Annotated in this window: 25 protein-coding genes; 16 read left to right on the top strand and 9 right to left on the bottom strand. The window is 33.2% G+C overall.

Annotated elements, in window-relative coordinates; translation table 11 throughout:
- The 7 genes from Q0856_RS14685 to Q0856_RS14655 form a co-directional block, all read left to right on the top strand.
- The coding region (locus Q0856_RS14685; RefSeq protein ID WP_298506231.1) for a hypothetical protein at nt 1-1944 on the top strand (1944 nt) is incomplete at its 5' end.
- Between the two features lie 4 nt (nt 1945-1948).
- A complete protein-coding gene (locus Q0856_RS14680; RefSeq protein WP_298479080.1) occupies nt 1949-3295 on the top strand; it encodes a hypothetical protein in 1347 nt (448 codons plus the stop codon).
- A 3-nt stretch (nt 3296-3298) separates the two neighbouring features.
- Nucleotides 3299-4450, top strand: a complete 1152-nt coding sequence (locus Q0856_RS14675) for a hypothetical protein (protein WP_298506228.1) — start codon at nt 3299-3301, stop codon at nt 4448-4450.
- Nucleotides 4451-4466: 16 nt separating this feature from the next.
- Nucleotides 4467-5639 carry a gliding motility-associated C-terminal domain-containing protein gene (locus tag Q0856_RS14670; protein WP_298479082.1) on the top strand — a complete coding sequence of 391 codons (1173 nt, stop codon included), beginning with the start codon at nt 4467-4469 and terminating at the stop codon, nt 5637-5639.
- A gap of 194 nt (nt 5640-5833) precedes the next feature.
- The gene (locus Q0856_RS14665; protein WP_298479083.1) at nt 5834-6568 is read left to right on the top strand and encodes a M15 family metallopeptidase; all 735 of its coding nucleotides are present in this window, start codon (nt 5834-5836) and stop codon (nt 6566-6568) included.
- A 40-nt stretch (nt 6569-6608) separates the two neighbouring features.
- Nucleotides 6609-7376 carry a M48 family metalloprotease gene (locus Q0856_RS14660; protein WP_298479084.1) on the top strand — a complete coding sequence of 256 codons (768 nt, stop codon included), beginning with the start codon at nt 6609-6611 and terminating at the stop codon, nt 7374-7376.
- A gap of 215 nt (nt 7377-7591) precedes the next feature.
- Nucleotides 7592-7759 (top strand): DUF6747 family protein, encoded by a 168-nt coding sequence (locus tag Q0856_RS14655; protein ID WP_298479085.1) that lies wholly within the window; start codon nt 7592-7594, stop codon nt 7757-7759.
- A 99-nt stretch (nt 7760-7858) separates the two neighbouring features.
- Here Q0856_RS14655 and Q0856_RS14650 read toward each other — a convergent pair whose 3' ends face one another.
- The gene (locus tag Q0856_RS14650; protein WP_298479086.1) at nt 7859-8242 is read right to left on the bottom strand and encodes an ankyrin repeat domain-containing protein; all 384 of its coding nucleotides are present in this window, start codon (nt 8240-8242) and stop codon (nt 7859-7861) included.
- Nucleotides 8243-8464: 222 nt separating this feature from the next.
- Here Q0856_RS14650 and gpmI point away from each other — a divergent pair, with 222 nt between their 5' ends.
- From gpmI to Q0856_RS14625, 5 genes are all read left to right on the top strand, one after another.
- Entirely contained in the window at nt 8465-9982 is a 1518-nt protein-coding gene (gene gpmI / locus Q0856_RS14645) for a 2,3-bisphosphoglycerate-independent phosphoglycerate mutase (RefSeq protein ID WP_298506225.1), read from the top strand.
- 11 nt (nt 9983-9993) lie between these two features.
- The gene (locus tag Q0856_RS14640; protein WP_298506223.1) at nt 9994-10797 is read left to right on the top strand and encodes a helical backbone metal receptor; all 804 of its coding nucleotides are present in this window, start codon (nt 9994-9996) and stop codon (nt 10795-10797) included.
- Between the two features lie 65 nt (nt 10798-10862).
- Nucleotides 10863-11681: a type I methionyl aminopeptidase gene (gene map, locus Q0856_RS14635; RefSeq protein ID WP_298479089.1), complete on the top strand. Its 819-nt coding sequence runs from the start codon at nt 10863-10865 to the stop codon at nt 11679-11681.
- 2 nt (nt 11682-11683) lie between these two features.
- Nucleotides 11684-12001 carry a cupin domain-containing protein gene (locus Q0856_RS14630; protein ID WP_298479090.1) on the top strand — a complete coding sequence of 106 codons (318 nt, stop codon included), beginning with the start codon at nt 11684-11686 and terminating at the stop codon, nt 11999-12001.
- A 12-nt stretch (nt 12002-12013) separates the two neighbouring features.
- On the top strand, nt 12014-12778 hold the full coding sequence (locus Q0856_RS14625; protein WP_298506221.1) for a class I SAM-dependent methyltransferase: 765 nt from the start codon (nt 12014-12016) through the stop codon (nt 12776-12778).
- Here the strand turns inward: Q0856_RS14625 and Q0856_RS14620 are convergent, their stop codons facing one another.
- The 8 genes from Q0856_RS14620 to Q0856_RS14585 all read right to left on the bottom strand — a co-directional run bounded on the left by Q0856_RS14620 (nt 12779) and on the right by Q0856_RS14585 (nt 20276).
- Entirely contained in the window at nt 12779-13807 is a 1029-nt protein-coding gene (locus Q0856_RS14620; RefSeq protein WP_298506219.1) for an FAD:protein FMN transferase, read from the bottom strand.
- Nucleotides 13785-14147, bottom strand: a complete 363-nt coding sequence (locus Q0856_RS14615) for a Na(+)-translocating NADH-quinone reductase subunit F (protein ID WP_298506215.1) — start codon at nt 14145-14147, stop codon at nt 13785-13787. Before Q0856_RS14615 ends, Q0856_RS14620 begins: the two co-directional genes overlap by 23 nt.
- A 97-nt stretch (nt 14148-14244) precedes the next feature.
- The gene (nqrF, locus tag Q0856_RS14610) at nt 14245-15552 is read right to left on the bottom strand and encodes an NADH:ubiquinone reductase (Na(+)-transporting) subunit F (RefSeq protein WP_298479094.1); all 1308 of its coding nucleotides are present in this window, start codon (nt 15550-15552) and stop codon (nt 14245-14247) included.
- Complete coding sequence (nqrE, locus tag Q0856_RS14605; protein WP_298479095.1) at nt 15552-16265, bottom strand: NADH:ubiquinone reductase (Na(+)-transporting) subunit E; 714 nt, start codon at nt 16263-16265, stop codon at nt 15552-15554. The genes nqrF and nqrE overlap by 1 nt, the downstream gene beginning before the upstream one ends.
- A 35-nt stretch (nt 16266-16300) precedes the next feature.
- Nucleotides 16301-16945 (bottom strand): NADH:ubiquinone reductase (Na(+)-transporting) subunit D, encoded by a 645-nt coding sequence (locus Q0856_RS14600; protein WP_298479096.1) that lies wholly within the window; start codon nt 16943-16945, stop codon nt 16301-16303.
- Nucleotides 16946-16951: 6 nt separating this feature from the next.
- Nucleotides 16952-17695: a Na(+)-translocating NADH-quinone reductase subunit C gene (locus Q0856_RS14595; RefSeq protein WP_298479097.1), complete on the bottom strand. Its 744-nt coding sequence runs from the start codon at nt 17693-17695 to the stop codon at nt 16952-16954.
- 2 nt (nt 17696-17697) lie between these two features.
- Nucleotides 17698-18924: an NADH:ubiquinone reductase (Na(+)-transporting) subunit B gene (locus tag Q0856_RS14590; RefSeq protein WP_298506212.1), complete on the bottom strand. Its 1227-nt coding sequence runs from the start codon at nt 18922-18924 to the stop codon at nt 17698-17700.
- Nucleotides 18924-20276, bottom strand: a complete 1353-nt coding sequence (locus Q0856_RS14585) for a Na(+)-translocating NADH-quinone reductase subunit A (protein ID WP_298506210.1) — start codon at nt 20274-20276, stop codon at nt 18924-18926. Before Q0856_RS14585 ends, Q0856_RS14590 begins: the two co-directional genes overlap by 1 nt.
- Before the next feature lie 154 nt (nt 20277-20430).
- On the opposite strand from Q0856_RS14585, the gene Q0856_RS14580 reads away from it, so the two are divergent.
- The 4 genes from Q0856_RS14580 (at nt 20431) to pruA (ending at nt 25079) form a co-directional block, all read left to right on the top strand.
- The gene (locus Q0856_RS14580) at nt 20431-21675 is read left to right on the top strand and encodes a DUF5103 domain-containing protein (protein ID WP_298506207.1); all 1245 of its coding nucleotides are present in this window, start codon (nt 20431-20433) and stop codon (nt 21673-21675) included.
- A 25-nt stretch (nt 21676-21700) separates the two neighbouring features.
- On the top strand, nt 21701-22819 hold the full coding sequence (locus Q0856_RS14575) for a DUF3667 domain-containing protein (protein WP_298506204.1): 1119 nt from the start codon (nt 21701-21703) through the stop codon (nt 22817-22819).
- A 5-nt stretch (nt 22820-22824) separates the two neighbouring features.
- The gene (apaG, locus tag Q0856_RS14570) at nt 22825-23211 is read left to right on the top strand and encodes a Co2+/Mg2+ efflux protein ApaG (protein WP_298479103.1); all 387 of its coding nucleotides are present in this window, start codon (nt 22825-22827) and stop codon (nt 23209-23211) included.
- A gap of 239 nt (nt 23212-23450) precedes the next feature.
- Nucleotides 23451-25079 carry an L-glutamate gamma-semialdehyde dehydrogenase gene (pruA, locus tag Q0856_RS14565; RefSeq protein ID WP_298506203.1) on the top strand — a complete coding sequence of 543 codons (1629 nt, stop codon included), beginning with the start codon at nt 23451-23453 and terminating at the stop codon, nt 25077-25079.
- Nucleotides 25080-25227: the final 148 nt, after the last annotated feature.

Below are 25227 nucleotides of genomic sequence, written 5' to 3'. Positions count from 1 at the left end.
TTAGCAATTAATATTGAAGGTGGTAATGATGTTTCGGTGGATCTTTCTGATTTAGAAGAATCTAGTGATATCGCTGCGAACACCGCTTTGATAACTACAAATACAACGAATATTAGTTCCAACGATACCGATATTGCGAACAATACTGCTGCCATTACTGCAGAAGTAACTCGTGCTACGGCTGCAGAAACTACTATTCAGGCGGATGTTGATGCTAATGAAACCGATGCGGATAACGCTATCGCTTTAGTGCAAACTAATTTAGATACACATATTACTGCGGATCAAGATACTTCTGCAACAAACGAACTTTCTGATTTAAACTTAGATGCTACTTCTAATATGCTTACCCTTACCAATGCAGAAGCTGGTGCTACCGGGGTAGATTTATCGGGATATGTTTCTTCGGATGATCAAAACTTAGAATCTGCTACGCTTTCTGCTACGAGCGAATTAGCAATTAATATTGAAGGTGGAAATGATGTTACGGTGGATCTTTCTGATTTAGAAGAATCTAGTGATATCGCTGCTAATACTGCTTTAATTACTACAAATACAACGAATATTAGTTCCAACGATACCGATATTGCGAACAATACTGCTGCCATTACTGCAGAAGTAACTCGTGCTACGGCTGCGGAAACTGCTATTCAGGCGGATGTTGATGCTAATGAAACCGATGCGGATAACGCTATCGCTTTAGTGCAAACCAATTTAGATACACATATTACTGCCGATCAAGATACTTCTGCAACAAACGAACTTTCAGATTTAAATCTAGATGCTACTTCTAATATGCTTACTCTTACCAATGCACAAGCTGGGGCTACTGGGGTAGATTTATCGGGGTACGTTTCTACAGATGATCAAGAAGTTGAGCTATTTGCTTTTAACGGATCTACCTTTGAACTACTCCTTAAAGTTGAAGATGACCCAACTACTAGAATAGCAAATTTATCATCTTTACACGCAGATGGTACCGAAACAAAAATTGTTGCAGGTAATTCTGGTATTACTATTACTGGAGATGGTTCTAGTTCACTTCCTTATGGTATATACAACAATTTTACAGAGGTAGATGGGAGTACTACAAATGAAATAAACACGGCGTTTACTACTGTAAATGTTGCCGGAACAGATTATTTAAGGATTACAGATTCTAATGGAGACCTAGACGTTCCCTTATCAGATTTATCCCCTACAGGAACAACAGGCTCCATATTTTTTGCCGATACGGATGGTAGTATTACAGAAAATAACGGGCAATTATTTTGGAATAACACAAATAATCGTTTAGGAGTTGGAACTTCAAGCCCTGCAAACAAATTTCATGTTACAGGAGCTATTCGTTCGGAAGGCTACCTAAACTCAGATGGTTCTGTAGGTGAACCTGCATATAGGTTTCATGATGATACTAATACTGGTATGTATAGCCCATTTCAAGATGAAATTAGTTTTACAGTAGGTGGTGTTGAAGCCTTAAATATTGATGAAGCATCTAGTAGCACTAAAGTTATTATTAAAGAAACATTAGAACTAGAAGGAGCAGTTCTTGATGAAAATGATTCTGCTGGTACTGCAGGGCAAGTACTAACAGCAACTGCAACAGGAACAGAATGGGTTACAAATTACAACCCAGTAAAAGCTATTGGTAAAATTTCTAGTGGCGGTGGCATTATTAAAGCAACAACAGGAGTCACAACTTCTAGAATTAGTAAAGGAAGATATCAAGTAACATTCGCAAGTGGCATAGTATCAGATGCCGATTATATTATTCAATTAACACAACCAGGTAGAGGTGGCACCGGGAATGACGACCCAGGCATATCTTACTCTAACCAAACGGCTACAGGGTTTCAAGTAATAATTGGAGATAATGACAACGGTGGCTCGGATAGAAATCGATTTGACTCTGAATTTATGTTTACCATTTTAGACTTATAACAACATGAAAAATATAGTATTTCTTTTTGTTTTTTTATTTTCTTTACTTGCCAATGCGCAAGTTCCTTCTGGAGGGGATTTAGTAGGACTACATAACGTAGCTTCTACCGATTTACCGTCTATTACCGGACCTATTGTCGGGAGTATTTTATATAATTCTACCACCGAAAAAATTTATATCTACAAAGTTGGTGGCTGGACCACTATTGGAGATTCTGATGAATGGAAGTTAGATGGCAACAAACTGTCTAACACTAATTTTCTTGGTTCCATTAATGCCGAAGATTTAGTTTTTAAAGCTAACAATACAGAAAGAATAAGGATAAAACAAAGTACCGGAAATATTGGCATAGGCACAAAAACACCGAATCGAAAACTAGAAGTGAATGGTATTATTAGATCAGGAGAAGCTAGTTCTACAACAGGAACCACTTTAATTGAAGGAAAATATTCCGGAGATAATGTTACCGCAATAATAGGAACTAAACGATCTTCAGGAGTCTTAACTTTAAGTTATGGGGTACGTCCAAATAATACAGCTACTAATTATATCTCTTCCGCCAATAATGTTGCATTTCAGCGAAGTGCTTTAGAAATTGGTAACGGACTTTCTTTTCAAAGTACTTCCGGTGGTGTTAGCATTCCGATAAATTCGGTGGTACCTATGAATGAGTTATTTAAAATTTCTCCAAATGGAAATACAGGAATTGGAACCTCTACACCATCATATAAGTTAGACGTAAACGGTACCGCAAAAATTGAAAATACTCCAACCATAACTACCGCAACAAAAGCATTAGTAAAAAACCCTGCTACTGGTCAAATAAGTGAACAAGTTATTCCAACTTTTTCGAGTAACAAATCTTATGTGCAGGTGTACAAGGGAAATAAAACTTTTACAAACGGCAATGCTACCTTATTAAATCTATTTCCCGAAGTAACCATACAAGCTGGTAAAAAAATAAAAATGACTTTATATGTACCAACAAGAGATAACACTAATCATTGGGGTGGACTCTATGTTAATGTAAATGTAAGAGTAAATGGCACATGGTACAATCTTGGAAACACTGGTTATGATGGTGGCGTTATGAGTTACAGTGCTCAATCAATTCACGCTTTAAACCATGAAATGTTATTAGATTTCATTACTAACCTTGGGCTTCCAGAAGATCAAACATATACTCTACAATTTGAATTAAGAGCTAGGTCTTATAACGGTACAACCTCGGTTAATAGAAGTCATGATATAAATAGAACTGCAAATAACTTAAATGTTCGTGGAGGGCTACAAACCTGGGCATCCGACCAAAATTATTGCCATATAATTATAGAAGAAAAAGACAGGTAAAAAATGAAAGTTGTTACATCAATTATTTTAATATTAACTTTTAAAGTACTTATGGCTCAGGTTCCTACTGCTGGAAACTTAGTTACAATACATTCTGCAACATTAGCAGAAATAAATACTATTGCCAACCCGTATGAAGGCTCTTTAATATATAATACGGATGATAAAACGCTATATCAATATAATGGTAGTATTTGGAAAAAATTACAACCTAATGAAGGTGAAACTAAAATAATTGCAGACGATAATATTATAATTTCCGGAACAGGCACGGATGCCGATCCTTATAAAATATCTTCTATTCCAGCAAAATTCACGCAAAACACAGATGGTTCTTATACTTTTTCTAACGGATTAGACCCAGATATAACTTTTTCTGGAATGCCCCTTAATTATCCTATTGTGTCAGTCAATTCAGGTAACTTAGGTAATTGTTCTCAGTTCGCGATTAATGAAACAAAAAATATTATAATTACAGGAAATTATTTTGATGGTTCTGCAAAAGTTGTTATCCCTGGACAAACAGTTAATAATGTTACCTTAAATAGTGCAACCCAGATAACGGCAAATGTCACATCTGGAGGTACTGGTGGCACTTATGACATACAAGTTACTACTAGCACAGGAACTGGTACATTACCCAATGGCTTTAAAGTAGCTACTAGTGCTACTACTTATAATTTAGGAACATTAGATATTTTTAGAACTGGAGCTATGGCCTATAATTCTGGAGTTCTACATAAAACATCTGGCGTGGGATGGAACGCACAAGGCTATTCTTCTTACCATGCTATTCCGGCCGGAGAAGAAGGGAAACTTAATTTTACAGCTGTCACAAATAACAGATATCGAATGGCTGGTCTTAATAGCGATCCAACAACTAATGCATCTTATCAAAGTTTAGATTATGCCATTTACGTCGCAGCTAATACATATATATACGTTTATGAAAACGGAAGTAATAAAGGAAATTTTTCCACATACTCCCCAGGAGATAATTTTGAAATTCAAGTAGATTGCTCTGGTAGGGTTTCTTATTACCGAAACGGGTCAGAATTTTATAGCTCTACTATTTTAGCGTCAGAAGCTCTATATTTTGATTCTTCTTTTTATCAAAGCAATAGTGGAATATCTAATATATCAATAACGTATTAAATTTATATAAACTATTATGAAACTGTTAAAAGCCATATTTTTTTTCTTAGTGCTACAAAATACTATAGTAGCACAAGAAGCAGTGCATAATTTTGGCAACATAAAAGTGCACGATGACACTTCCGTAGGATTCCATTTAAATTTAATAAATGATGGAGTATTTAATGAAAATCTTGGTTTAATCGGTTTTTATGGATACGATAAATCGCTAACTATTTCAGGAACTAACACCCCAGTTTTTTATGATTCGGAAGTTCTTGTCGATTACAGTTTATACTTAGAAACACCAGTAGAAATTTTAAATAATGGAAACTTAATTACAGGCAATGTTGTTACTCCAAGAAACAATACAGACATTCATATTAATTTCATAAATAATGCTTTTTATATTGGTGAAAATGATGTTTCAAAAATAGATGGATATGCCGCTATTACCAATAAAGATTCTTTTATTTTCCCAATAGGTGTTGCGAGTAGATTGCGTACTTTAACACTAGAATCAGAAGCAACAAATGCGTTTGCTAAGTGCGCTTATTTTTATGAAGACCCTAATGAGCCGTCCTCATTTAATGATGGTTTTGATACAGATGCAAAAGGTCCTGACTTTTTTGAAGTGAGTACTAAAGAATTTTGGCATTTAGAAGGGGATATTCCTTCGAAAGTAACATTAACATGGGATAGTTTTAGTGAAATTAATACTCTCGCCGAATTTTTAACCGATTTAAAAGTGGTAGGTTGGAGCAAATCTTTACAACATTGGGTTAACTTAGGAAATTCCGAAGTACAAGGTGGTTATACGTATGGCTCATTAACATCTGACATTTTTGTCCCAAATGATTATACTATTATAACTATAGGTGGTAATGATGATTTGTTAGAAACATATAACACTTTAGAATTAGATAATTATTACATGACCCCGAATGGAGATGGTGTAAATGATTTTCTTGTACTTGATGGCATTGAAGAATCTAAGGATAATAATCTACAAATATATAACAGATATGGAGTTATGGTTTTCTCTCAAGATAATTACACCAATGAATTTAGAGGTTACTCTAATAGAGCCGCTGTTATAAAAAAGAACGATGGACTTGCTTCTGGTATTTATTTTTATATCATAACATTAAATGATTTAAGGCAAAAACACCAAGGTTATTTATACTTAACATCTAATGAGAAAAAATAAATTTAAACCAATAATAATCAGACAATTAAATAAAAAAACTATCAAAAAGAAAGCAATGAATTATTTAAAAACTTCTTATCTTTGGTAAGCATCAGTCTTACAATAAGAAGAGTTTATTTATTTCCTTGGCAATATTTTTGTTGTATTGTCGTATAACACCTAAACACCATATACCAAAAACTAAATAAAACAAAATGCAAAGACGAACATTCCTTAAAAAAAGTGGTTTAACTTCCATTGCAATTGCAACTATGCCCCCAATAATATTAAATAGTGAAAAAGAATATTCTATTCTAGAATTAATGGGTAAGGAGGATATAAAACTTTATGGAAAAGAAATTAATCTAAGAAAGGAAGCTCACGATGCTTTTGTAGAAATGAAAAAAGCCGCTTACAGTGCCGGCATAGACTTAAAAGTAGTTTCTAGTTACCGTAATTTTGAAAGACAAACTTTAATTTGGGAACGTAAATATGCCAAATACACAGAAGATAATGGTATGGAGCCGTTAGCTGCTATTGATAAAATTATAGAATATTCTACCATACCTGGTACTAGTAGGCATCATTGGGGCACAGATATAGACATTGTTGATGGGTACCGAAAAGTAGAAGGTAATGTACTAGATCCCAGTAAATTTGAAGAAGGAGGACCATACGAGGATTTTAAAAATTGGATGAATGAAAATTCAGAAAAATATGGTTTCTATTTAGTCTACACCAATCATCCAAAAAGAAAAGGGTTTAAATACGAGCCTTGGCATTATAGCTATGCTCCTATATCTAAACCCATGCTAACCGCTTTTAGAAGAAAAAATATTCTTTTATTATTACAACAAGAAGATTTTTATGGCAGCGAGCATTTTACAAATGGGTTCATTAAAAGTTATGTAAGAAATAATATTTTAGGCATTAATAAAGACCTTCTCTAACTCTTTTGTATATTGGCGTACCATTTAAACACTATATACCATGAGAAGAGGAAGTTGGAAAATTCGTATTTTTATTGGTCTTGCTATTGTCGCCTTTGCCTTTATACAACGTTGCAACAATAGTGAAGAAAACCCATATACAGGTAGAACTCAGAATATAAATATGACCTCTGAACAAGAAATTGCAATAGGTCTTCAGAGTTTACCAGAAATTTCACAACAACATGGTGGCTTATATCCTGATGAGCGTATGCAAGCTTTTGTAGACGCTATTGGTAATAAACTTGTAAAGAACAGTATTGCTAGAGAAACACCATATAAATACGACTTTCATTTATTAGCAGATACGCAAACTATAAATGCCTTTGCCTTACCTGGCGGGCAAATATTTATTACGTATGCATTATTTTCGCAACTAAATGAAGCTCAATTGGCTGGAGTTTTAGGCCATGAAATTGGCCATGTTATTGGTAGACATTCAGCAGAACGTATTGCGGATAGTAATTTTTGGCAGACCGTTACCATGGGAGCCACAGTTGGTGCCGATATGGGGGGATTAGTTGGCGGAATTGGCCAAAATAAACTATTGACTAATGGTAGAGGTGATGAATTAGAAAGTGATGAATTAGGCGTTATTTTAATGATACAATCGGGATATCAACCTGAAGAAATGATTAAAGTAATGCAAATTCTAAAAGCGGCCGCTGGCCCAAATAGAACCCCAGAATTCCAAAGTACGCACCCAGATCCTGAAAATAGAATTGAAAAAATTAAAGAGGCAATTGAAAAGTATAGAGGAAAAGTGTAAATAATATCGATAAAAGAACCACTAATTACGACCAACTACTTTTAAGTTGAAGTCCTCATTTTAAAGGCTTTAAAAAGAGTAACACTTCATCGAATTAATTTTATAAATCGTCGATGGATATATATTTTTTTACTACATTTGGAGCACCCATAGTCTTTACACCGTCTCAAATTTAATCCTTATAGCTTTGATTTACAATCATTAAACAAAACTATATGGGAACACTATTACACTTTAAGAACATTTATCAAGAAGCTTTCGAAAATTGTCAGCCAAGCATCGTAGTAATGCTATTAAAGGCTTATTCCGTATTTTGCGTAATAATGCTATCCATGGCACTCTATGCTTTTACATATAGAGTAGTTACAGGATTCGAATTTTAATTTTCACCCTCTTTTCTGAGAACACTTTAAGTGGGAGAAAAAAGTAAATAAAAAAGCCATTCTAAACAGAATGGCTTTTTTGTCTTTAAAATACCGTATTTATCTTTTAGACAATAAGGTTAATACGTCTTTAGCATTTGCCGCTTTAGCAACCTCCTTAATAGATAAACCATTATTACTTTTAATTTTTAAATCGGCACCTTCTTTAATAAGTAATTCTAATATTTCAGCCTTATTGTACCTCGCCGCAAAAATTGCAGGTGTCATTCCAAGAGATTTTTTATTAATGTTCTCTCCGGCTTCTATCATTCCTTTTACTAAAGAAACATCCCCTTTAATAATAGCTTTACAAAATGTACTAATATCAGATTTTACAACGAAATGAGAATCCGTTAAATTTAAATTAGCACTTTCTTGATTAGCCATTAAACCAGTACACATAAGCATACTGGCAACGGCAATACTTACCACTGTTTTTTTCATGATGATTGTTTTTTGATTGATGAATAAAAATACTTCTATATACAGATAGACGACATCCCTTTTGATTTGTTGCACAATTGAGAGTTAAATAACAGTAATTTAACATTTTCAATGATAAAAATCATAGATATAACAAGCCATAAAAACCAGTAAAAAAGGCCATTTAAACCTAGTTTTAATAAACAAATCATAGTACTTTTGACATGTAAATACACTACTATTATGAATAAGAAAGTAATTCTAATGATATTAGACGGATGGGGAAAATCTCCCGATCCAAAAGTTTCTGCTATAGATAATGCAAATACACCTTTTATAGATTCTTTATACCGCACTTATCCACATGCCACTCTAAGAACCGATGGTGAACATGTAGGACTTCCTACTGGACAAATGGGAAACAGTGAAGTGGGACATATGAATTTAGGCGCAGGTAGAATTGTATATCAAGATTTAGCCAAAATTAATATGGCTATTGAAAAAGATACTTTAAAAGATGAAAAAGTATTAATTGATGCACTTCAATACGCAAAAGAAAACAATAAAAATGTTCATTTTTTAGGTCTACTTAGTAATGGAGGTGTACATGCACATACAAATCATTTAAAAGGTTTTATTGATGCTGCAAATAATGCTGGTATTCAGAATTCTTATATTCATGCGTTTACAGATGGTAGAGATGTAGATCCTAAATCTGGAAAAGGATACGTAGAAGATATTGAAAAATACATTTCTGGAACCAACACCAAACTAGCATCTGTGACCGGGCGTTATTATGCAATGGATAGAGATAAACGTTGGGAACGTGTACAACTAGCTTATGATGCTCTTGTTAATGCTAATGGAACAAAAACTAGTTCTATTGCCAACAGTATACAAGAAAATTATGATGCAGATATTACGGATGAATTTATTAAGCCACTAATTGCTACAGATACTAACGGACAACCTTTAGCAACCATTGAAAAAGATGATGTAGTTATCTTTTTTAACTTTAGAACCGATAGAGGAAGAGAGTTAACAGAAATGTTAAACCAAAAAGATTTTCCAGAATACAATACAAAAACGCTAGACCTTTACTACGTTACTATAACTAATTATAGTGATGATTTTAAAGGAATAAAAGTAATATTCAATAAAGATAATATTACAGAGACTTTAGGCGAAGTATTAGAAAAAAATAATAAAAAACAAATCCGTATTGCAGAAACAGAAAAGTATCCTCATGTTACTTTTTTCTTTTCTGGCGGACAAGAAACTCCTTTTAAAGGGGAATCTCGTATTCTTAAAAACTCTCCAAAAGTTGCTACTTACGATTTGCAACCAGAAATGAGTGCCTATGAATTACGTGATGCCTTAGTTCCAGAATTACAAAAAGGAGAAGCAGATTTTGTGTGCTTAAACTTTGCTAATGGAGATATGGTAGGCCATACAGGAATAATGAGTGCTGCAATAAAAGCTTGTGAAGCCGTAGACATTTGTGCAAAAGATGTGATTACTACAGGTTTAGAAAATGGATATTCTACCATTCTTATTGCCGATCATGGAAATTGCGAAACTATGATGAACCCAGATGGTAGCCCGCATACAGCACATACTACAAACCCTGTTCCTATTATTTTAATAGACAAAGAATTGAAAAATATTGAAAGTGGTGTTCTTGGAGATGTTGCTCCTACTATACTTAAATTAATTGGAGTACCACAACCAGAAGCAATGACACAACATTCCTTAGTGTAATTTAGCACAGAATGGCAACAACTATAAAAGACCAGCTAAGTAGAACAATTGTTTTACCTAGCTGGCCTTTTCGTATTATATCTTTAGTACCTTCAGAAACAGAATTATTGGTAGACCTAGGTTTAGAAGAATATATTGTTGGAGTTACAAAGTTCTGCGTACATCCAAACCATTTAAGACAAAGCAAAGAAATTGTTGGGGGCACAAAAAATATATCACTCAAAAAAATAAAAGCCTTAAAACCTAATATTATTCTATGCAATAAAGAAGAAAACACCAAAGGCATTGTATTTAGCTTAGAAAAAGAATATGAAGTGCATGTTTCTAATGTAAAAAATATAGTAGATGTGCTTCATCTTATAGAACAATATAAAAACCTTTTTAACTGTAAAGAAAAAGCTTCCAAAATAACTACTAATATTAAAAGTGAGCTCGCAAATTTTCAAAAATTCATACAAAACAAACCCAAAGTTAGTGTTCTATATTTTATCTGGAAAAACCCTTGGATGCTAGCAGGAAAAGGCACTTTTATAAATTCTTTATTAGCAATTAATAATTTTTCTAATCTAAGTAATACTCAAGAAAGATACCCAACAATTACTTCAGAAGAAATTAAACAAACTACTGCACAAATAATTTTACTTTCATCAGAACCTTTTCCGTTTTCCAATAAACATATTTCAGAAATTAGAAAATTAAATATTTCATCTAAAGTTATTTTGGTTGATGGCGAATATTTCTCTTGGTATGGCTCTAGACTACAAGCTGCTTTTACCTATTTTAAAGAGTTACATCTTAATCTTAATGCTAAATAACTATCTAATACACATAACGTATAAAGGTTTCCTTTCTTAAATGTAAATATTTACCTTTGCAAACTATGATTATAGTAAAAACACCTGAAGAAATAGAGTTAATGCGCGAAAGTGCTTTAATAGTTTCCAAAACATTAGGAATGCTTGCTGGCGAAGTAAAACCAGGAGTAACCACTTTACAGTTAGATAAACTTGCTGAAACCTATATAAGAGATCATGGAGCAATTCCGGGTTTCTTAGGTTTATATGATTTTCCTAATACATTATGTATGAGCCCTAACGCACAAATAGTGCATGGTATTCCTAATAAAACACCACTTGTAGAAGGGGATATTATTTCTATTGATTGTGGCGCTTTAAAAAATGATTTTTACGGAGATCACGCCTATACTTTTGAAGTTGGAGAAGTAGACCCTGAAACAAAAAAAATGCTAGATGTTACCAAAGAATCTTTATACGTAGGGATTCGTGAATTTAAAGCCGGTAATAGAGTTGGCGATGTTGGTTATGCTATTCAAAAATATACAGAAGACCACGGCTATGGTGTTGTTCGTGAACTTGTAGGTCATGGTTTAGGTCGTAAAATGCATGAAGATCCAGAAATGCCAAATTATGGTAGAAGAGGAAGAGGTAAAAAGTTTGTAGAAGGTATGGTTGTTGCTATTGAACCTATGACAAATCTAGGTACTCGTAGAATAAAACAATTAAAAGACGGCTGGACAATCCTAACTGCAGATGGCAAACCAAGTGCTCATTTTGAACATGATGTTGCTCTTGTAAATGGAAAACCAGAGTTACTTTCTACGTTTAAATATATTTACGAAGCATTAGGAATTACAAGTACCGAAGAAGACGAGTTTACACAAAATACTCTAAACAGGTAATTATGACTTTTAATATAGACAAAATAAAAGCAAAAGAACTTGTAAAAGGAATTACTGGCAAGTATGTACATTCAGAAAATGTAACCATTGGTTATGTTACTATTGATAAAGGTGCAATTTTACCAATTCATTCGCATGTAAATGAACAAATAACACAAATTATTTCTGGTAGATTAGAAATGACCATTGATGGTACTACCTCAATTCTTGAACCAAATACAATAACAGTTATTCCTTCAAATGCTATTCACAGCGCTGTTGCTTTAACGGATTGTATTGTTATTGATACGTTTTTTCCTATTCGTGAAGATTATAAATAACAACCCCCTCTTTTGAAAAAAATCTTCAAGTTAATTCTCAATATAATACCTAGGCCTATATTAATTAGGCTAAGCTATCTTATTAGACCAATAATTGCTTTTACCCTAAGAGGAAAGAATTACACAGACCCTATAGACAATAAGAGTTTTAAAAAATTTCTTCCTTATGGTTATGAAAATCAAAGAGAAAATGTACTTTCTCCATCTACCTTATCTTTAGAAAGGCACCGTCTTTTGTGGATCTATTTAAAAAATGAAACTAACTTTTTTACGGATACGCTTAAAGTTTTACATTTTGCTCCTGAACAGGCATTTTATAAGAGGTTTCGGAAATTAAAAAACATAGAATACACTACTACAGATTTAAACTCGCCTTTAGCAGATGTAAAAGCAGATATTTGTAAGCTTCCTTTTAAAGACAACTCTTATGATGTAATTTTTTGCAATCATGTCTTAGAACATATTCCAGATGATACTAAAGCCATGCAAGAGCTATATAGAGTTCTAAAGCCTGGTGGTTGGGGAATATTTCAAATTCCGCAAGAATTAGAACGTGAAACTACTTTTGAAGATAATTCTATTACCGATAAAAAAGAACGTGCAAAAATATTTGGTCAATACGATCATGTCCGTATTTATGGTAGAGATTATTTTAATAAATTAAGAAGTATTGGCTTTACAGTTGAAGAACAAGATTACACTAATGTTCTTTCTAAAGAAGACGTAAACAAATACCGATTAGCACAAGGTGAAATTATTCCAATAGTTAGAAAATAATTATTTTACAACAAGTTTTTTAACACCCTTCGTCATAAACTCTTGGGTTTCTCCATTCTTATCCAAATAAATAATATAAGCCTCTAAAGTTTTATTATTCTTAAGTAACATCTTAACCTCCTTAAGTTCCATTGCCATAAAAGAAGTAGCATACGCATCAGCTTCGGCACAAGAATTTGCTAAAACGGTTACTCCTAAAGTAGTTCCATTTTTAGTATATCCCGTAATAGGATTAATTGTATGCACATATTTCTTACCCGTTTTTTCATCTACTCTAAATTTTCTATAATTACCAGAAGAAGCCATTGCCTTATTTTGTAATTTAATAATAAGTTTTAATTCTCTTCCTTCCACAACTTGCGGGTCATCTATACCTACTACCCAAGTTTTATTTTTAATTGGGTTTATTCCCCTAGCAACCAATTCACCTCCAACTTCTAAAAGGTAATTAGTAATACCATTAGCATCCATCATTTTAGCCAATCTATCAATGGCATACCCTTTCGCAATAGCATTAAAATCAAAATAAATACTTGGGTCATCTTTTAGAATAGTATTCTCGTTAGATAATTGCACTTTGTTAAACCCAACATAATTTAATAAACTATCTACCTTTGCACTATCTAGCCGTATTTGTTTGCCAGGGCCAAAACCCCAAGCATTTACTAAAGTACCAACAGTTGGATCAAAATAACCCTTAGTCTCCTTGTGTACTTCTTTTGACAATTGAAAAACCTCTTGGAACATCTTATCCACAATCAAAGTAGAATCTCCTCTATTAATTTTAGAAATATCAGATTCTGGAATATAGGTAGACAAAGAATGATTCATTACCGCAAAAACAGAATCTATTTGCGATTGCAAATCTAAAGGAGCCTCTGAGAAATATATCAAATTATAGGTTGTACCTAATGCCGCCCCATTAGCATCGTTTCTTACTAACTCCTCTTGCTGTTTACAAGAATAGAATAAGTAAACAAAAGCTATTGCGTATAGGGAAATTTTATTAAATCTTAACAAGTCCTTCATAATCAACTATATACTCTTCATTTAAATACACCGGTAAATCGTAGTCTTTTGCATTTACTAAACCAACTCCAGCATAAAAGGTTTCGGCTTCAAATTTTAGAGCATGGTCTCTCATTTTGTTTAAATCTGCCATAAAAAAATCCATATCCTTAGGGTCACCAGGATAAGAAATAGCTTTAACGACTACAAAATGCATCTTCTTTTCTTTTAAACATACAAACTGCGGATTCTTTTTTAATTCACTATTTACGGACATAAATTCGAAACCATTAGCCTCTAATTCTTTGCCAACAATATTCATAGCTAAGTTATGCAGTTCTTGCTCTGTTAACTCTTTCATTTCTCTCCTTTAATTGCATTACAAAGTAAAGTACAAAAAAACCGATATTCAAAAATATCGGTTTTTAGTTTACTATAATTTACATAATTTTTGAGGTTTATCCTCCAAAATCATCAAATCTTATATTCTCATCGGCAAGGCCAAAATCTTCTCCCATTTTCTGAACTGCTTTGTTCATTAATGGAGGACCACAGAAGTATAATTCTATATCTTCAGGAGAATCATGTTTACTCAAATAATTATCTATAACACAATTATGAATAAACCCTACAAAACCATCTCCAGGAGCATCTATATTTTCTTTAACTTTCCAATTATCCTCTTCCATTGGTTCAGAAAGCGCCAAGTAGAATTTAAAATTTGGAAATTCTTTTTCTAACGCATAGAAATGCTCTAAATAAAACAATTCTCTTTTAGAACGACCACCATACCAATAGGTTACTTTTCTATTGGTTCTTAATGTTTTGAATAAGTGATATAGATGAGAACGCATTGGCGCCATACCTGCTCCACCACCAACATATAGCATTTCCGCTTCAGACTCGTTAATAAAGAATTCCCCATAAGGTCCCGAAATAACAACGTCATCTCCAGGTTTTAAATTAAAAATATAAGAAGAAGCTACGCCTGGATTAACATCCATCCAACCGTTTTTAGAACGATCCCATGGCGGACATGCAACACGCACGTTCAACATAATTTCGCGTCCTTCTGCAGGGAAAGAAGCCATAGAGTAAGCTCTTTCTACCAACTCCGTATTTTTCATTACCAAAGGCCAAAGGTTAAACTTATCCCATTCTGCCTGGAATTTATCCGGAGTTTCATGCTCTTCAGGGTGCGCTGTAATATCCATATCGGAATATTTTACTTCACAAGGTGGTATTTCAATTTGAATATACCCTCCTGCTTTATATCCCATATCTTCAGGAATCTCAACAACGAACTCCTTAATAAAAGAAGCTACGTTATAATTACGCACTACCTTAGCGTTCCATTTTTTAATTCCAAAAATTTCTTCTGGAATAGTAATTTCCATGTCTTGCTTTACCTTTACTTGGCAAGCTAAACGTGCTCCATGACTTAATTCTTTTCTAGAAAAATGAGGTGTTTCTGTTGGCAAAGCTTCACCTCCTCCAGATAATACATGACATTCACACTGAATACATGTTCCACCACCTCCACAAGCGGATGGCAAAAAAACTTTGTTCCCTCCTAAAGTAGATAATAAACTACCTCCAGAAGCAACCTCTATTTCCTTTTCACCATTAATTGTAATTTTTACTGGACCAGATGGTGATAATTTTTGTTTTACAAATAATAGTAAAGCAACTAACAAAAGCGTAATAATTAAAAAAGCTGTTACTGTTGCTATTATTGTTCCTAATGTACCTGCGGCTAAAATCATTACTTACTTACTTTTATGTTGTTAGCTAACACTTCTTTATTTCCCTTTGTCGATTCAACAGTAACTGTTTTTTCTTCTTTAGGAGCTTCCTCATCTCCGCCAGTTAACATACCACCAAAACTCATAAATCCTATAGCCATTAAGCCAGTAATAATAAAGGTTATACCTAAACCTCTTAATGCTGGTGGCACATTAGAATATCTAATTTTTTCGCGTATTGCTGCAATAGCTAGTATAGCTAAAAACCAACCTATACCAGAACCTATTCCATAGGTTGTAGCTAATCCTAAAGTAGCAATTTCCCTAGATTGCATAAATAAAGAACCTCCTAATATGGCACAGTTTACAGCAATTAAAGGTAAAAAGATACCTAAAGAATTATATAGAGAAGGTGAGAATTTCTCTACCACAATTTCTACTAATTGTACCATAGTTGCAATAGTTGCAATGAACATGATAAAAGAAAGAAAACTTAAATCGTACTCTGCATATTCTTCTCCTAACCACGATAATGCTCCTGGCTGCAAAAGATACTGATCTAACAACCAGTTTAAAGGCACTGTAATCGCTAATACAAATATAACTGCCGCACCTAATCCAACAGCTGTTGATACTTTTTTAGATACTGCAAGATAAGAGCACATTCCCAAGAAAACGGAGAATACCATGTTATCTATAAATATCGATTTGAAAAATAATTCTATATGTTCCATATTCTTATTTGTCTAATTTTAGTAAACTACTAAATTTAATCTTCTATTAATGCTTTGTTTCTAGTACGTTGCACCCATATAATTATTCCTACAACAATTAATGCCATTGGAGGCATAATCATAAATCCGTTGTTTTCATAACCTATAGCGTAAAACCCTGTTTTAGCAATTGGGTCTCCTAATACGGGAATTCCAAACAAGGTACCAGAACCTAATAACTCCCTAAAGAAACCGACAATGATTAAGATAACACCATAACCTACTGCATTACCAATGCCATCTAAAAAGGATTTCCATGGCCCGTTACCTAAAGCAAAAGCTTCAAAACGTCCCATAATAATACAGTTTGTAATAATTAATCCAACAAAAACAGACAAGGTTTTACTTAATTCATAAGCAAAAGCTTTAAGTACTAAATCTACTATAATTACTAAAGCAGCAACTACAATTAGCTGAACAATAATTCTAATTTTTGATGGTATTATATTTCGCATTAAAGAAATAACAACATTACCAATTCCTAATACAAAAAGTACTGAAATTGCCATTACTAAAGATGCTTTTAGCTCTGCAGTAATTGCTAATGCCGAACAAATACCTAATACCTGAATAGTAATAGGGTTATTATCTGCTAATGGGTCTGTAATTAACTTTGCGTCTTTTTTTGATAAAAGTCCCATAAATAATTAATTTTTTAAAGTTTCAAAATATGGTTCATATAATTTCAACTCGCTTTTAAGCATTGCTGAAACACCATTTCCTGTTATAGTAGCACCTGCAATAGCATCTACCTCGTTATCCGATTTATCTTTGTTTAAAGGGTCTGCATTGCCTTTTGCTACATCAATCCCCTTAAAGACTCCATTATTTTTTAAATCTTCTCCAATAAAATCATCCATAAAGAATCTTTTATTAATGTTAGCCCCAAGTCCTGCTGTTTCTCCTTTATGATCAAAGAAAACACCCTGAACAACCATGTCTTTATTCATAGCTACATATGCCCAAATAGCATCCCAAAGACCTTTCCCCCTTATTGGCGCTATATAGAATGTTTTTCCATCCTTCTTCCCAACAAATAAAGGAAGTTTTCTTCCTATACCGGCTTTAGCATTGGTTTGTTCTTTTTTTACATCAATTAAATATGCTTGGTCATTTTCTACTACATCTGACCCTTGAATAACCAATTGCTTTTCTATATACTTTTGAAACAATTCTGGAGCATCTGCTGTAGAAACAAAATTTGCATTACTCTCATCATTTTCATTAACGCCCATAGCATACAAAATATTTTGTTGCTTTTCTAGGCGTTTATTCTCATCAATATTAGGCTTTAAAAATGATGCTGCAAATGCTAATAAAGCACCTACTACAAGCACCATACCTATAGCAAATAGAATTGTATATGAATTTTTATCTGTTCTATTTTCCATCGTTAGGCTGTTTTTGCTTTTAGACGTTTCATTCTTTGTTTTACATTTCCTTGAACCACATAATGGTCAATTGTTGGTGCAAATACATTCATTAATAAAATGGCTAGCATAACACCTTCTGGATAAGCAGGATTAAATACACGAATTAGTATAGAGATAAACCCTATTAAAAAACCATATATCCATTTTCCTTTATTTGTTTGTGAAGCAGTTACAGGATCCGTTGCCATATATACTGTACCAAAAGCAAATCCGCCTATTAATAGGTGATGCCAAAATTCAGTATTCATTAAAGTATAAAACTTACTTCCTTCTGTTATCCATCCAGAGCTTACAACTCCGTTAAAAATTAGACCCATTACCAATGCTCCTATTACAGAGGATAACATAATTCTCCAGCTTCCTATTTTTGCAAAGATTAAGAACAAACCTCCCAATAAAATAAGTAAGGTTGATGTTTCTCCTACAGAACCTGGAATAAAACCAAAGAACATATCCATTACATCGTAACCCGCTTCTTTTCCTTGTGCTAAACTACCAAGTATAGTTTCTCCAGAAATAGCATCCAAATTCTCTCCAGCTGCAATAAGTTGATCTTGCTTAACAGCTCCTTCTACCCAAACTTTATCTCCGGACATCCAAGTAGGATATGCAAAGAATAAAAAAGCTCTAATAGTTAAGGCCGGATTTAATATATTCATGCCTGTACCTCCAAAAACTTCTTTTCCTATAACTACCCCAAAAATAACAGCTACAGCTAGCATCCAAAGTGGTATATCTACAGGAACAATAAGAGGCACTAACATACCTGTTACTAAGTAACCTTCTTCTACTTCATGTTTTTTTATTATTGCAAAAACAAATTCTACGGCTAAACCAACCCCATAAGAAACAACTACTAATGGTAAAATTTTCCATGCTCCTATTAGAAAATTATCTAAAGTCCAAAACTCAGGACTTAAAAAACCTCCTGTTACTGCGGAACCTGTTCCAAAAGCTAAGTTATGCTGGTAACCAGCATTGAACATTCCAAACAATAAACAAGGAACCAACGCCATGATAACAATATTCATGGTTCTTTTTAAATCATCGGCCGCCTTAATATGAGTACCATTATGGGTAGTCTCATTTGGCAAATATAAAAAGGTATGGATTGCGTTAAACGCAGGAGCCATCTTTGTTCCTTTATATTTTTCTTTTAAATTATGTAAATTACTCTTTAAACCCATTATCCTATCTCTTTAAGCATTAAGTCTAAACCTTCTCTTATAATTTTCTGATGTGGTTGTTTAGATACACAAATAAATTCTGTCAATGCAAAATCTTCTGGTGCAACTTCATACATTCCTAACGCCTCCATTTCATCTAAGTCCTTATACATACAAGCTTTTAGAATTTGCATTGGAAATATATCTAACGGGAAAACCTCTTCATAACTCCCTGTAGTTACAAATGCACGGTGCTCGCCATTCGTATTTGTATTTAAATCAAATTTCTTATTTGGTGTTAACCAAGAAAATGTTAATGCCCTAGAAGTAGAAACCTTATTAAAAACTGGCTTATTCCAACCAAAAAGCTCATAATCATCGCCTTCTGGAATAACAGAAACGGTACCATTATAATATCCTAAATTTCCGTCAGGACTACTTTTAGATCCTGTTAAAACATCCCCATTTACTACTCTGATATTTTCAGAATTTACACCACTAGCGTATAAAAAGGTAGAAATTTCAGCTCCAATAGTAGTAGTATAATATTTAGGTGCTTTTACCGAAGAGCCAACTAATGCGACTATTCTTTCTGCATTAAACTTCCCTGAAAGCAACAACTCTCCAATAATAACAAGATCTTGTGCACTTACCGTCCAAACAACTTCTCCTTTATTAATAGGACTTATTTTATTTATTTGCGTACCAACCAAACCTGATGGGTGCGGCCCAGATACTTTATGTAATTCTATATTACTTAAACCAGATAAAGGTGAAGTACCAGAAGCTCCTACAGAAACATGAACCTTTCCTGAAGTTAACTTAGACAATGCGGTTAAAGCTGCTTGTAACTGCCCTTCTTTACCTTTTAATGCATAATCTAAATCCAATGCCAATGGAGCTGTTGCGTAACCCGAAACAAAAATCGCTTTTGGTGCTATAGCAGGGTTTGCAATAACGTCATACGGTCTTTGTTTTACGAATGGCCAACAACCACCTTTTAACAAATAGCTTTTAATTTCTTCTCCGGAAGCAGAGGATAAATCTAACTTTGCATGTTCCAAAACAGCCTGTTCCTTGTCTGCCTGAATTTTCAATGTTAATATTCTTCTTCTTTCTCCTCTAATAATTTCCACTAATTCACCACTTACAGGAGAAACAAAAAACATATCTTCCTGGTTTTTATTAAAAAACAATGGCTCCCCAGCTTTTACCTGAGCACCTTGTTTTACTAACAATTTAGGTGTTATTCCGTGAAAATCATCTAGATTGATTGCATAAACATTACTTAAAACAGCTTTGGAAGTAGTCTTTTCCGGGATGCCGACAAGATTAATGTTCAAGCCTTTTTTAATACGAATGTCTTTAGACATAATTGATGTAGACCTTTGGTTAACAAAATTTGCTGCAAAAGTAATGTTTAAAAAAAAGTATTCATAATTATTATACAGAAATTTAGGCAATACGTCGATGTTAATTTTTTAGGTATGCTTTTTGTTTACCTTTACAAAAAAAAGTTACAATGTAATGCGTCACCTATTTTTTATCATAATGCTTCTTTTGTCTTCCTTAAAAACCATAAGCCAAACAATAGAAGAAGTAAGCGAACCATACAATATTAGGTCTATTATTTTCAAAGGTCCTACTGAAGACCAATTTCCTTTACTAAAATTGGGCAATCCTATTTATTTAGAATTTGATGATCTTCTTGCAAACGAACAAGATTATTATTACAAAATAATACATTGTAATTACGACTGGAGCAAATCTTCCCTTTTAAAATCTCAATATTTAAAAGGCGTAGACAACCAACGTATTACCAACTACGAAAATAGCTACTCCACCCTTCAACCATACTCTAACTACCAATTAACAATTCCAAATGAGAACGTTAAACTAAAGGTAAGTGGAAATTATATTTTAGAAATCTACAACAATGATTATGAGCTACAATTTTCCCGAAGATTCGTAGTCTACACAGATTTAGTTACGGTTGGAGCTACTGTTAAAAGATCTAGAGACTTTAACTTTCTTAACGAAAAACAAGTAGTTCAATTTAACATTAACACTACCAATTATGCTGTAGTTAATCCAAAAAAAGAAATAAAAGTCACTATTTTACAAAATTATCATTGGCCTACTGCGATTAACAACATTGCCCCACAATTTACCTTAGGCTCGGAGTTAGTATATAAATATGATAAAGAAACTAGTTTTTTTGGCGGAAATGAGTTTTACAATTTTGACACCAAAGACCTACGCGCCCCAACTGCTGCAATAGCAAAAATTGAACTAAACGACCTTTATAACCACTACCTATTCTCAAACGTACACAGATCCAAAAGACCATATAGCTACTACCCTGATGTTAATGGCGATTTTGTTGTTAGAACACTACAAGGAAGAAATTCCTCGAGAGAAGCAGAATACACCAAAGTTCATTTTAGCCTCCCTTATACCGAAGAATTAGCTCTTGATGATGTATACATATACGGCAAACACAACAATTACAGTATAAACGAAGACAACATCATGACATACAATGAAAAAAATGGCATGATGGAAGGAACCCTTGCTTTAAAACAAGGTTTTTACAATTACAAGTATATTATAAAAAGAAAAGATGGCACTATTGATCTAAATACAATTTGCGGAAATTTTCATAATACAGAAAACAATTATACTATATTAGTATACTATAGAGTTTTTGGAGAATTGTATGATAGTGTTATAGGCGTAGGTTCAGCAAATTCTAGAAGCATAAGCAATTAACGTATATTTATCCTTTTGAGAAACAATGGATAACAAACCAACAAAATCTTCTTCCGGTAGATACCAACTTAAATATAGAGGAGTAGAATGCAAAAACTGCAAGCATCCCTTAGATATAAGTGACAAGTATTGTCCAAATTGCTCACAAGCAAACAGTATTAAAAAGCTTAGCATAAAAGATTTTTTTGATGAATTTTTTGCCAGCGTTATTTCCTATGATTCCAAATTATTAAAAACACTTGCCGCCTTACTTTTAAGACCAGGAAAAATAACTCGAGATTATATCCAAGGAAAAAGAATAAGCTACACTAACCCTTTTAGATTTCTACTAAGCTTATCGCTAATATATTTTTTTATCATTAGTTTTAGTAATGACTTTTCCTCTTTAGATAGATATGGAGCAAAAGATAAAAAAGAATTCATTAATGTGTTTAAAAACATCAACTTTGATGATAAAGAAGAATTAAACCAAAACCCAATAGACTCCTTATCTAACAGATCGGAGATAAATAAAATACTTGAGCAGGATAAAATTAAAGATTCTTTATTATTTAAAAACCCTAAAAAATATTTTTCCTCCAATAATCACCATTCATTTTTTTCGAGGTTTTTTCATAAAATAGATTTTTTTACCACAACAATTTCCAAGGATACTATTTACAGTTTTAATGATGCAATAACTAAATATCAAATTGAGAATAACAGAGAAAATAAATCTGCCTTCAACTCTGCCAAGGGTTTAAGCAGATTAAAAAATCAACCCGGAAGCTTCTTAAACTCCTTAATATCAAAGCTGCCTTTTACCACATTTTTCTTTTTACCAATCTTTGCTTTCTTTATTTGGATGATTTACATCAGAAAAAAATACACTTACACCGATCATATCATTTTTAGTTTTCATAATCAATCATTGTTGTTTATCTTGCTCATTGTTAGCTATTTAATTAACAACATATTTAAGATAGATAGCCAAGGAATTTTTCTGTTTATTTTTCTCATTTACTTATATAAGTCGATGCGAAATTTTTACAAACAAAGAAGGTTCATCACAATTATTAAATATTTATTTCTAAATACAATTTTTGTAATTTTGGCAACCATTGCGATTATTGTAGTATTAACAGGAAGTATTTTTACATTTTAGCATATATGACAACATTAGTAACTAAGGGTATAAAAATTTCAGTAAACACCAACTTCGAAGGTACATTTTTTAAAAACTATAAAATGCATTTCGCTTTTGGTTATACAATTACTATTGAAAACCAAAGTAAAGATTCTGTCCAATTGAATTCAAGACATTGGAGAATATATGACGCCTTAAATGATATAGAATTATTAGATGGCGAAGGTGTTATTGGCAAAAAACCAGTAATTCTTCCAGGAGAATCACACACTTATAATTCTGGCTGTCTTTTAGCATCTCCAATTGGCGCAATGAAAGGTCATTACAATATGGTAAATTTTGGAACATCAGAAAAATTTAGAGTATACATCCCAACATTTAAATTTAGCGCTCCTTTTGCTTTGAACTAATCAAACCAACTATATATTTAACAATCCCATTACGCATTCTTGTGTTTTGGGATTGTTTGTTTTTTATATTAACCCTTCTGAATCATTCGCATAAGCTCCATTATAAATTAGATAAAAAACAAAATATACTACCTAAAATTATTAAATTCGTAATTGAAATAATAATAGCCAAGAATACTATAAATCGTCTTTCTATTTAATACCTTTGCTAAGCTAATTTTAATTTTAAAAACAACAGTATGGGTAAAGGTTTTTTTCAAGTACCTGCCGCTATAAATGAGCCAATTAAGAGCTATGCTCCTGGATCTTCAGAAAGAGCAGAAGTTCTTAAACAATATAGCGATTATTTCAACGGCACAGTAGATGTTCCAATGTATATCGGAACAAAAGAAGTAAGAACAAATATCACGAAACCGATGTCTCCTCCGCATGACCACAAACATATTGTTGGTCAATATCATATTGCGGAAAAAAAACATATAGACCAAGCTATTTCTAATGTATTAGAGTCTAGAGCAAATTGGGCCCGTTTAACATGGGAACAACGTGCCGCAATTTTCTTAAAAGCTGCAAATTTACTAGCCGGACCGTATAGAGCTAAAATAAATGCCGCTACCATGATAGCACAATCTAAAAACATCCATCAAGCAGAAATTGATGCCGCTTGTGAGTTTATAGATTTTCTACGATTTAATGTAGAATATATGTCTCAAATTTATGAAGAACAACCAGATTCTGCCGAAGGTATTTGGAATCGCGTAGAATACAGACCACTAGAAGGGTTTGTATACGCCGTAACTCCTTTTAATTTTACAGCTATTGCAGGTAACCTTCCTGCTAGTGCTGCAATGATGGGCAACGTAGTAGTATGGAAACCTAGTGACAGTCAAATTTTCTCTGCAAAAGTTATTGTGGACGTATTCAAAGAAGCTGGCTTACCAGACGGAGTAATTAATGTAGTCTACGGAGATCCCGTAATGATCACAGATACAGTTTTAGCCAATCCTGATTTCGCTGGGCTCCACTTTACAGGCTCCACATTTGTCTTTAAAGAACTTTGGAAACAAATTGGAAACAACATACACACATACAAAACATACCCAAAAATAGTGGGTGAAACTGGTGGCAAAGACTTTATTTTAGCACACGCAAGCGCAAAACCTGCGCAAGTAGCAACAGCTATAGTTAGAGGTGCCTTTGAATTTCAAGGTCAAAAATGTAGCGCTGCTTCTAGGGTCTACCTACCGAAATCCTCTTCAAAGGAAATTTTAGACATACTAAAAAAGGATATTAATTCTTTTAATAAACCTGGCTCGCCGGAAGACATGAGTAATTTCATTACAGCTGTAATTCACGAAGGCTCTTTTAACAAACTAGTCAAATACATCGACCAGGCTAAAGTAGATAAAGATGCTGAAATTTTTGCTGGAGGAAATTATGATAAATCAAAAGGTTATTTCATTGAACCTACGGTTATTATAACTACAAACCCCAAGTATAGCACTATGGAAACAGAACTTTTTGGACCTGTTGTAACCATATATATATACGAAGATAAAGAGTGGAAAGACACCCTAAAGTTAATAGACAGCACATCTGAATATGCTCTTACTGGAGCAGTACTATCTACAGATAGATATGCGATTGAAGAAGCTACTACAGCCTTAGAAAATTGTGCCGGAAACTTTTATATTAATGACAAACCAACTGGTGCAGTTGTTGGACAACAACCTTTTGGCGGAGCTAGAGCCTCTGGAACCAACGACAAAGCAGGTTCAGCGCAAAATTTACTTCGTTGGGTTTCACCAAGATTAATTAAAGAAACTTTTGTAACCCCTGAAAACTATAGATACCCGTTTTTAGGATAATAAAACTTATACAAATTCTTAAAACCCATACTTCACAAGTATGGGTTTTTTAGTGTGCAAAAAACACATTTAAAAAAAATCCCTAATTGGAGTTTATTAAAAAACTGCGATAGAAAATGCAAATTAGCTATTACTGAATGTACTCCTT

The sequence above is a fragment of the uncultured Maribacter sp. genome, from assembly GCF_947496775.1.
In the GTDB taxonomy this organism is placed as follows: Bacteria; Bacteroidota; Bacteroidia; order Flavobacteriales; family Flavobacteriaceae; genus Maribacter_B.
Note: the sequence above shows the minus strand (reverse complement) of the source record. Positions and strands in the feature narration are given on the sequence as shown.

Bases quoted from the DNA above. Each gene is read 5' to 3' on its own strand.
- Q0856_RS14665 (WP_298479083.1), top strand. From the start codon at position 5,834: ATGCAAAGACGAACATTCCTTAAAAAAAGTGGTTTAACTTCCATTGCA.
- Q0856_RS14660 (WP_298479084.1), top strand. From the start codon at position 6,609: ATGAGAAGAGGAAGTTGGAAAATTCGTATTTTTATTGGTCTTGCTATT.
- Q0856_RS14675 (WP_298506228.1), top strand. From the start codon at position 3,299: ATGAAAGTTGTTACATCAATTATTTTAATATTAACTTTTAAAGTACTT.
- Q0856_RS14585 (WP_298506210.1), bottom strand. From the start codon at position 20,276: ATGTCTAAAGACATTCGTATTAAAAAAGGCTTGAACATTAATCTTGTC.
- apaG (WP_298479103.1), top strand. From the start codon at position 22,825: ATGACAACATTAGTAACTAAGGGTATAAAAATTTCAGTAAACACCAAC.
- Q0856_RS14680 (WP_298479080.1), top strand. From the start codon at position 1,949: ATGAAAAATATAGTATTTCTTTTTGTTTTTTTATTTTCTTTACTTGCC.
- Q0856_RS14615 (WP_298506215.1), bottom strand. From the start codon at position 14,147: ATGAAAGAGTTAACAGAGCAAGAACTGCATAACTTAGCTATGAATATT.
- Q0856_RS14575 (WP_298506204.1), top strand. From the start codon at position 21,701: ATGGATAACAAACCAACAAAATCTTCTTCCGGTAGATACCAACTTAAA.
- nqrF (WP_298479094.1), bottom strand. From the start codon at position 15,552: ATGATTTTAGCCGCAGGTACATTAGGAACAATAATAGCAACAGTAACA.
- Q0856_RS14650 (WP_298479086.1), bottom strand. From the start codon at position 8,242: ATGAAAAAAACAGTGGTAAGTATTGCCGTTGCCAGTATGCTTATGTGT.
- Q0856_RS14580 (WP_298506207.1), top strand. From the start codon at position 20,431: ATGCGTCACCTATTTTTTATCATAATGCTTCTTTTGTCTTCCTTAAAA.
- pruA (WP_298506203.1), top strand. From the start codon at position 23,451: ATGGGTAAAGGTTTTTTTCAAGTACCTGCCGCTATAAATGAGCCAATT.
- Q0856_RS14620 (WP_298506219.1), bottom strand. From the start codon at position 13,807: ATGAAGGACTTGTTAAGATTTAATAAAATTTCCCTATACGCAATAGCT.
- Q0856_RS14600 (WP_298479096.1), bottom strand. From the start codon at position 16,945: ATGGGACTTTTATCAAAAAAAGACGCAAAGTTAATTACAGACCCATTA.
- gpmI (WP_298506225.1), top strand. From the start codon at position 8,465: ATGAATAAGAAAGTAATTCTAATGATATTAGACGGATGGGGAAAATCT.
- Q0856_RS14630 (WP_298479090.1), top strand. From the start codon at position 11,684: ATGACTTTTAATATAGACAAAATAAAAGCAAAAGAACTTGTAAAAGGA.
- Q0856_RS14670 (WP_298479082.1), top strand. From the start codon at position 4,467: ATGAAACTGTTAAAAGCCATATTTTTTTTCTTAGTGCTACAAAATACT.
- Q0856_RS14640 (WP_298506223.1), top strand. From the start codon at position 9,994: ATGGCAACAACTATAAAAGACCAGCTAAGTAGAACAATTGTTTTACCT.
- nqrE (WP_298479095.1), bottom strand. From the start codon at position 16,265: ATGGAACATATAGAATTATTTTTCAAATCGATATTTATAGATAACATG.
- map (WP_298479089.1), top strand. From the start codon at position 10,863: ATGATTATAGTAAAAACACCTGAAGAAATAGAGTTAATGCGCGAAAGT.
- Q0856_RS14590 (WP_298506212.1), bottom strand. From the start codon at position 18,924: ATGGGTTTAAAGAGTAATTTACATAATTTAAAAGAAAAATATAAAGGA.
- Q0856_RS14595 (WP_298479097.1), bottom strand. From the start codon at position 17,695: ATGGAAAATAGAACAGATAAAAATTCATATACAATTCTATTTGCTATA.
- Q0856_RS14655 (WP_298479085.1), top strand. From the start codon at position 7,592: ATGGGAACACTATTACACTTTAAGAACATTTATCAAGAAGCTTTCGAA.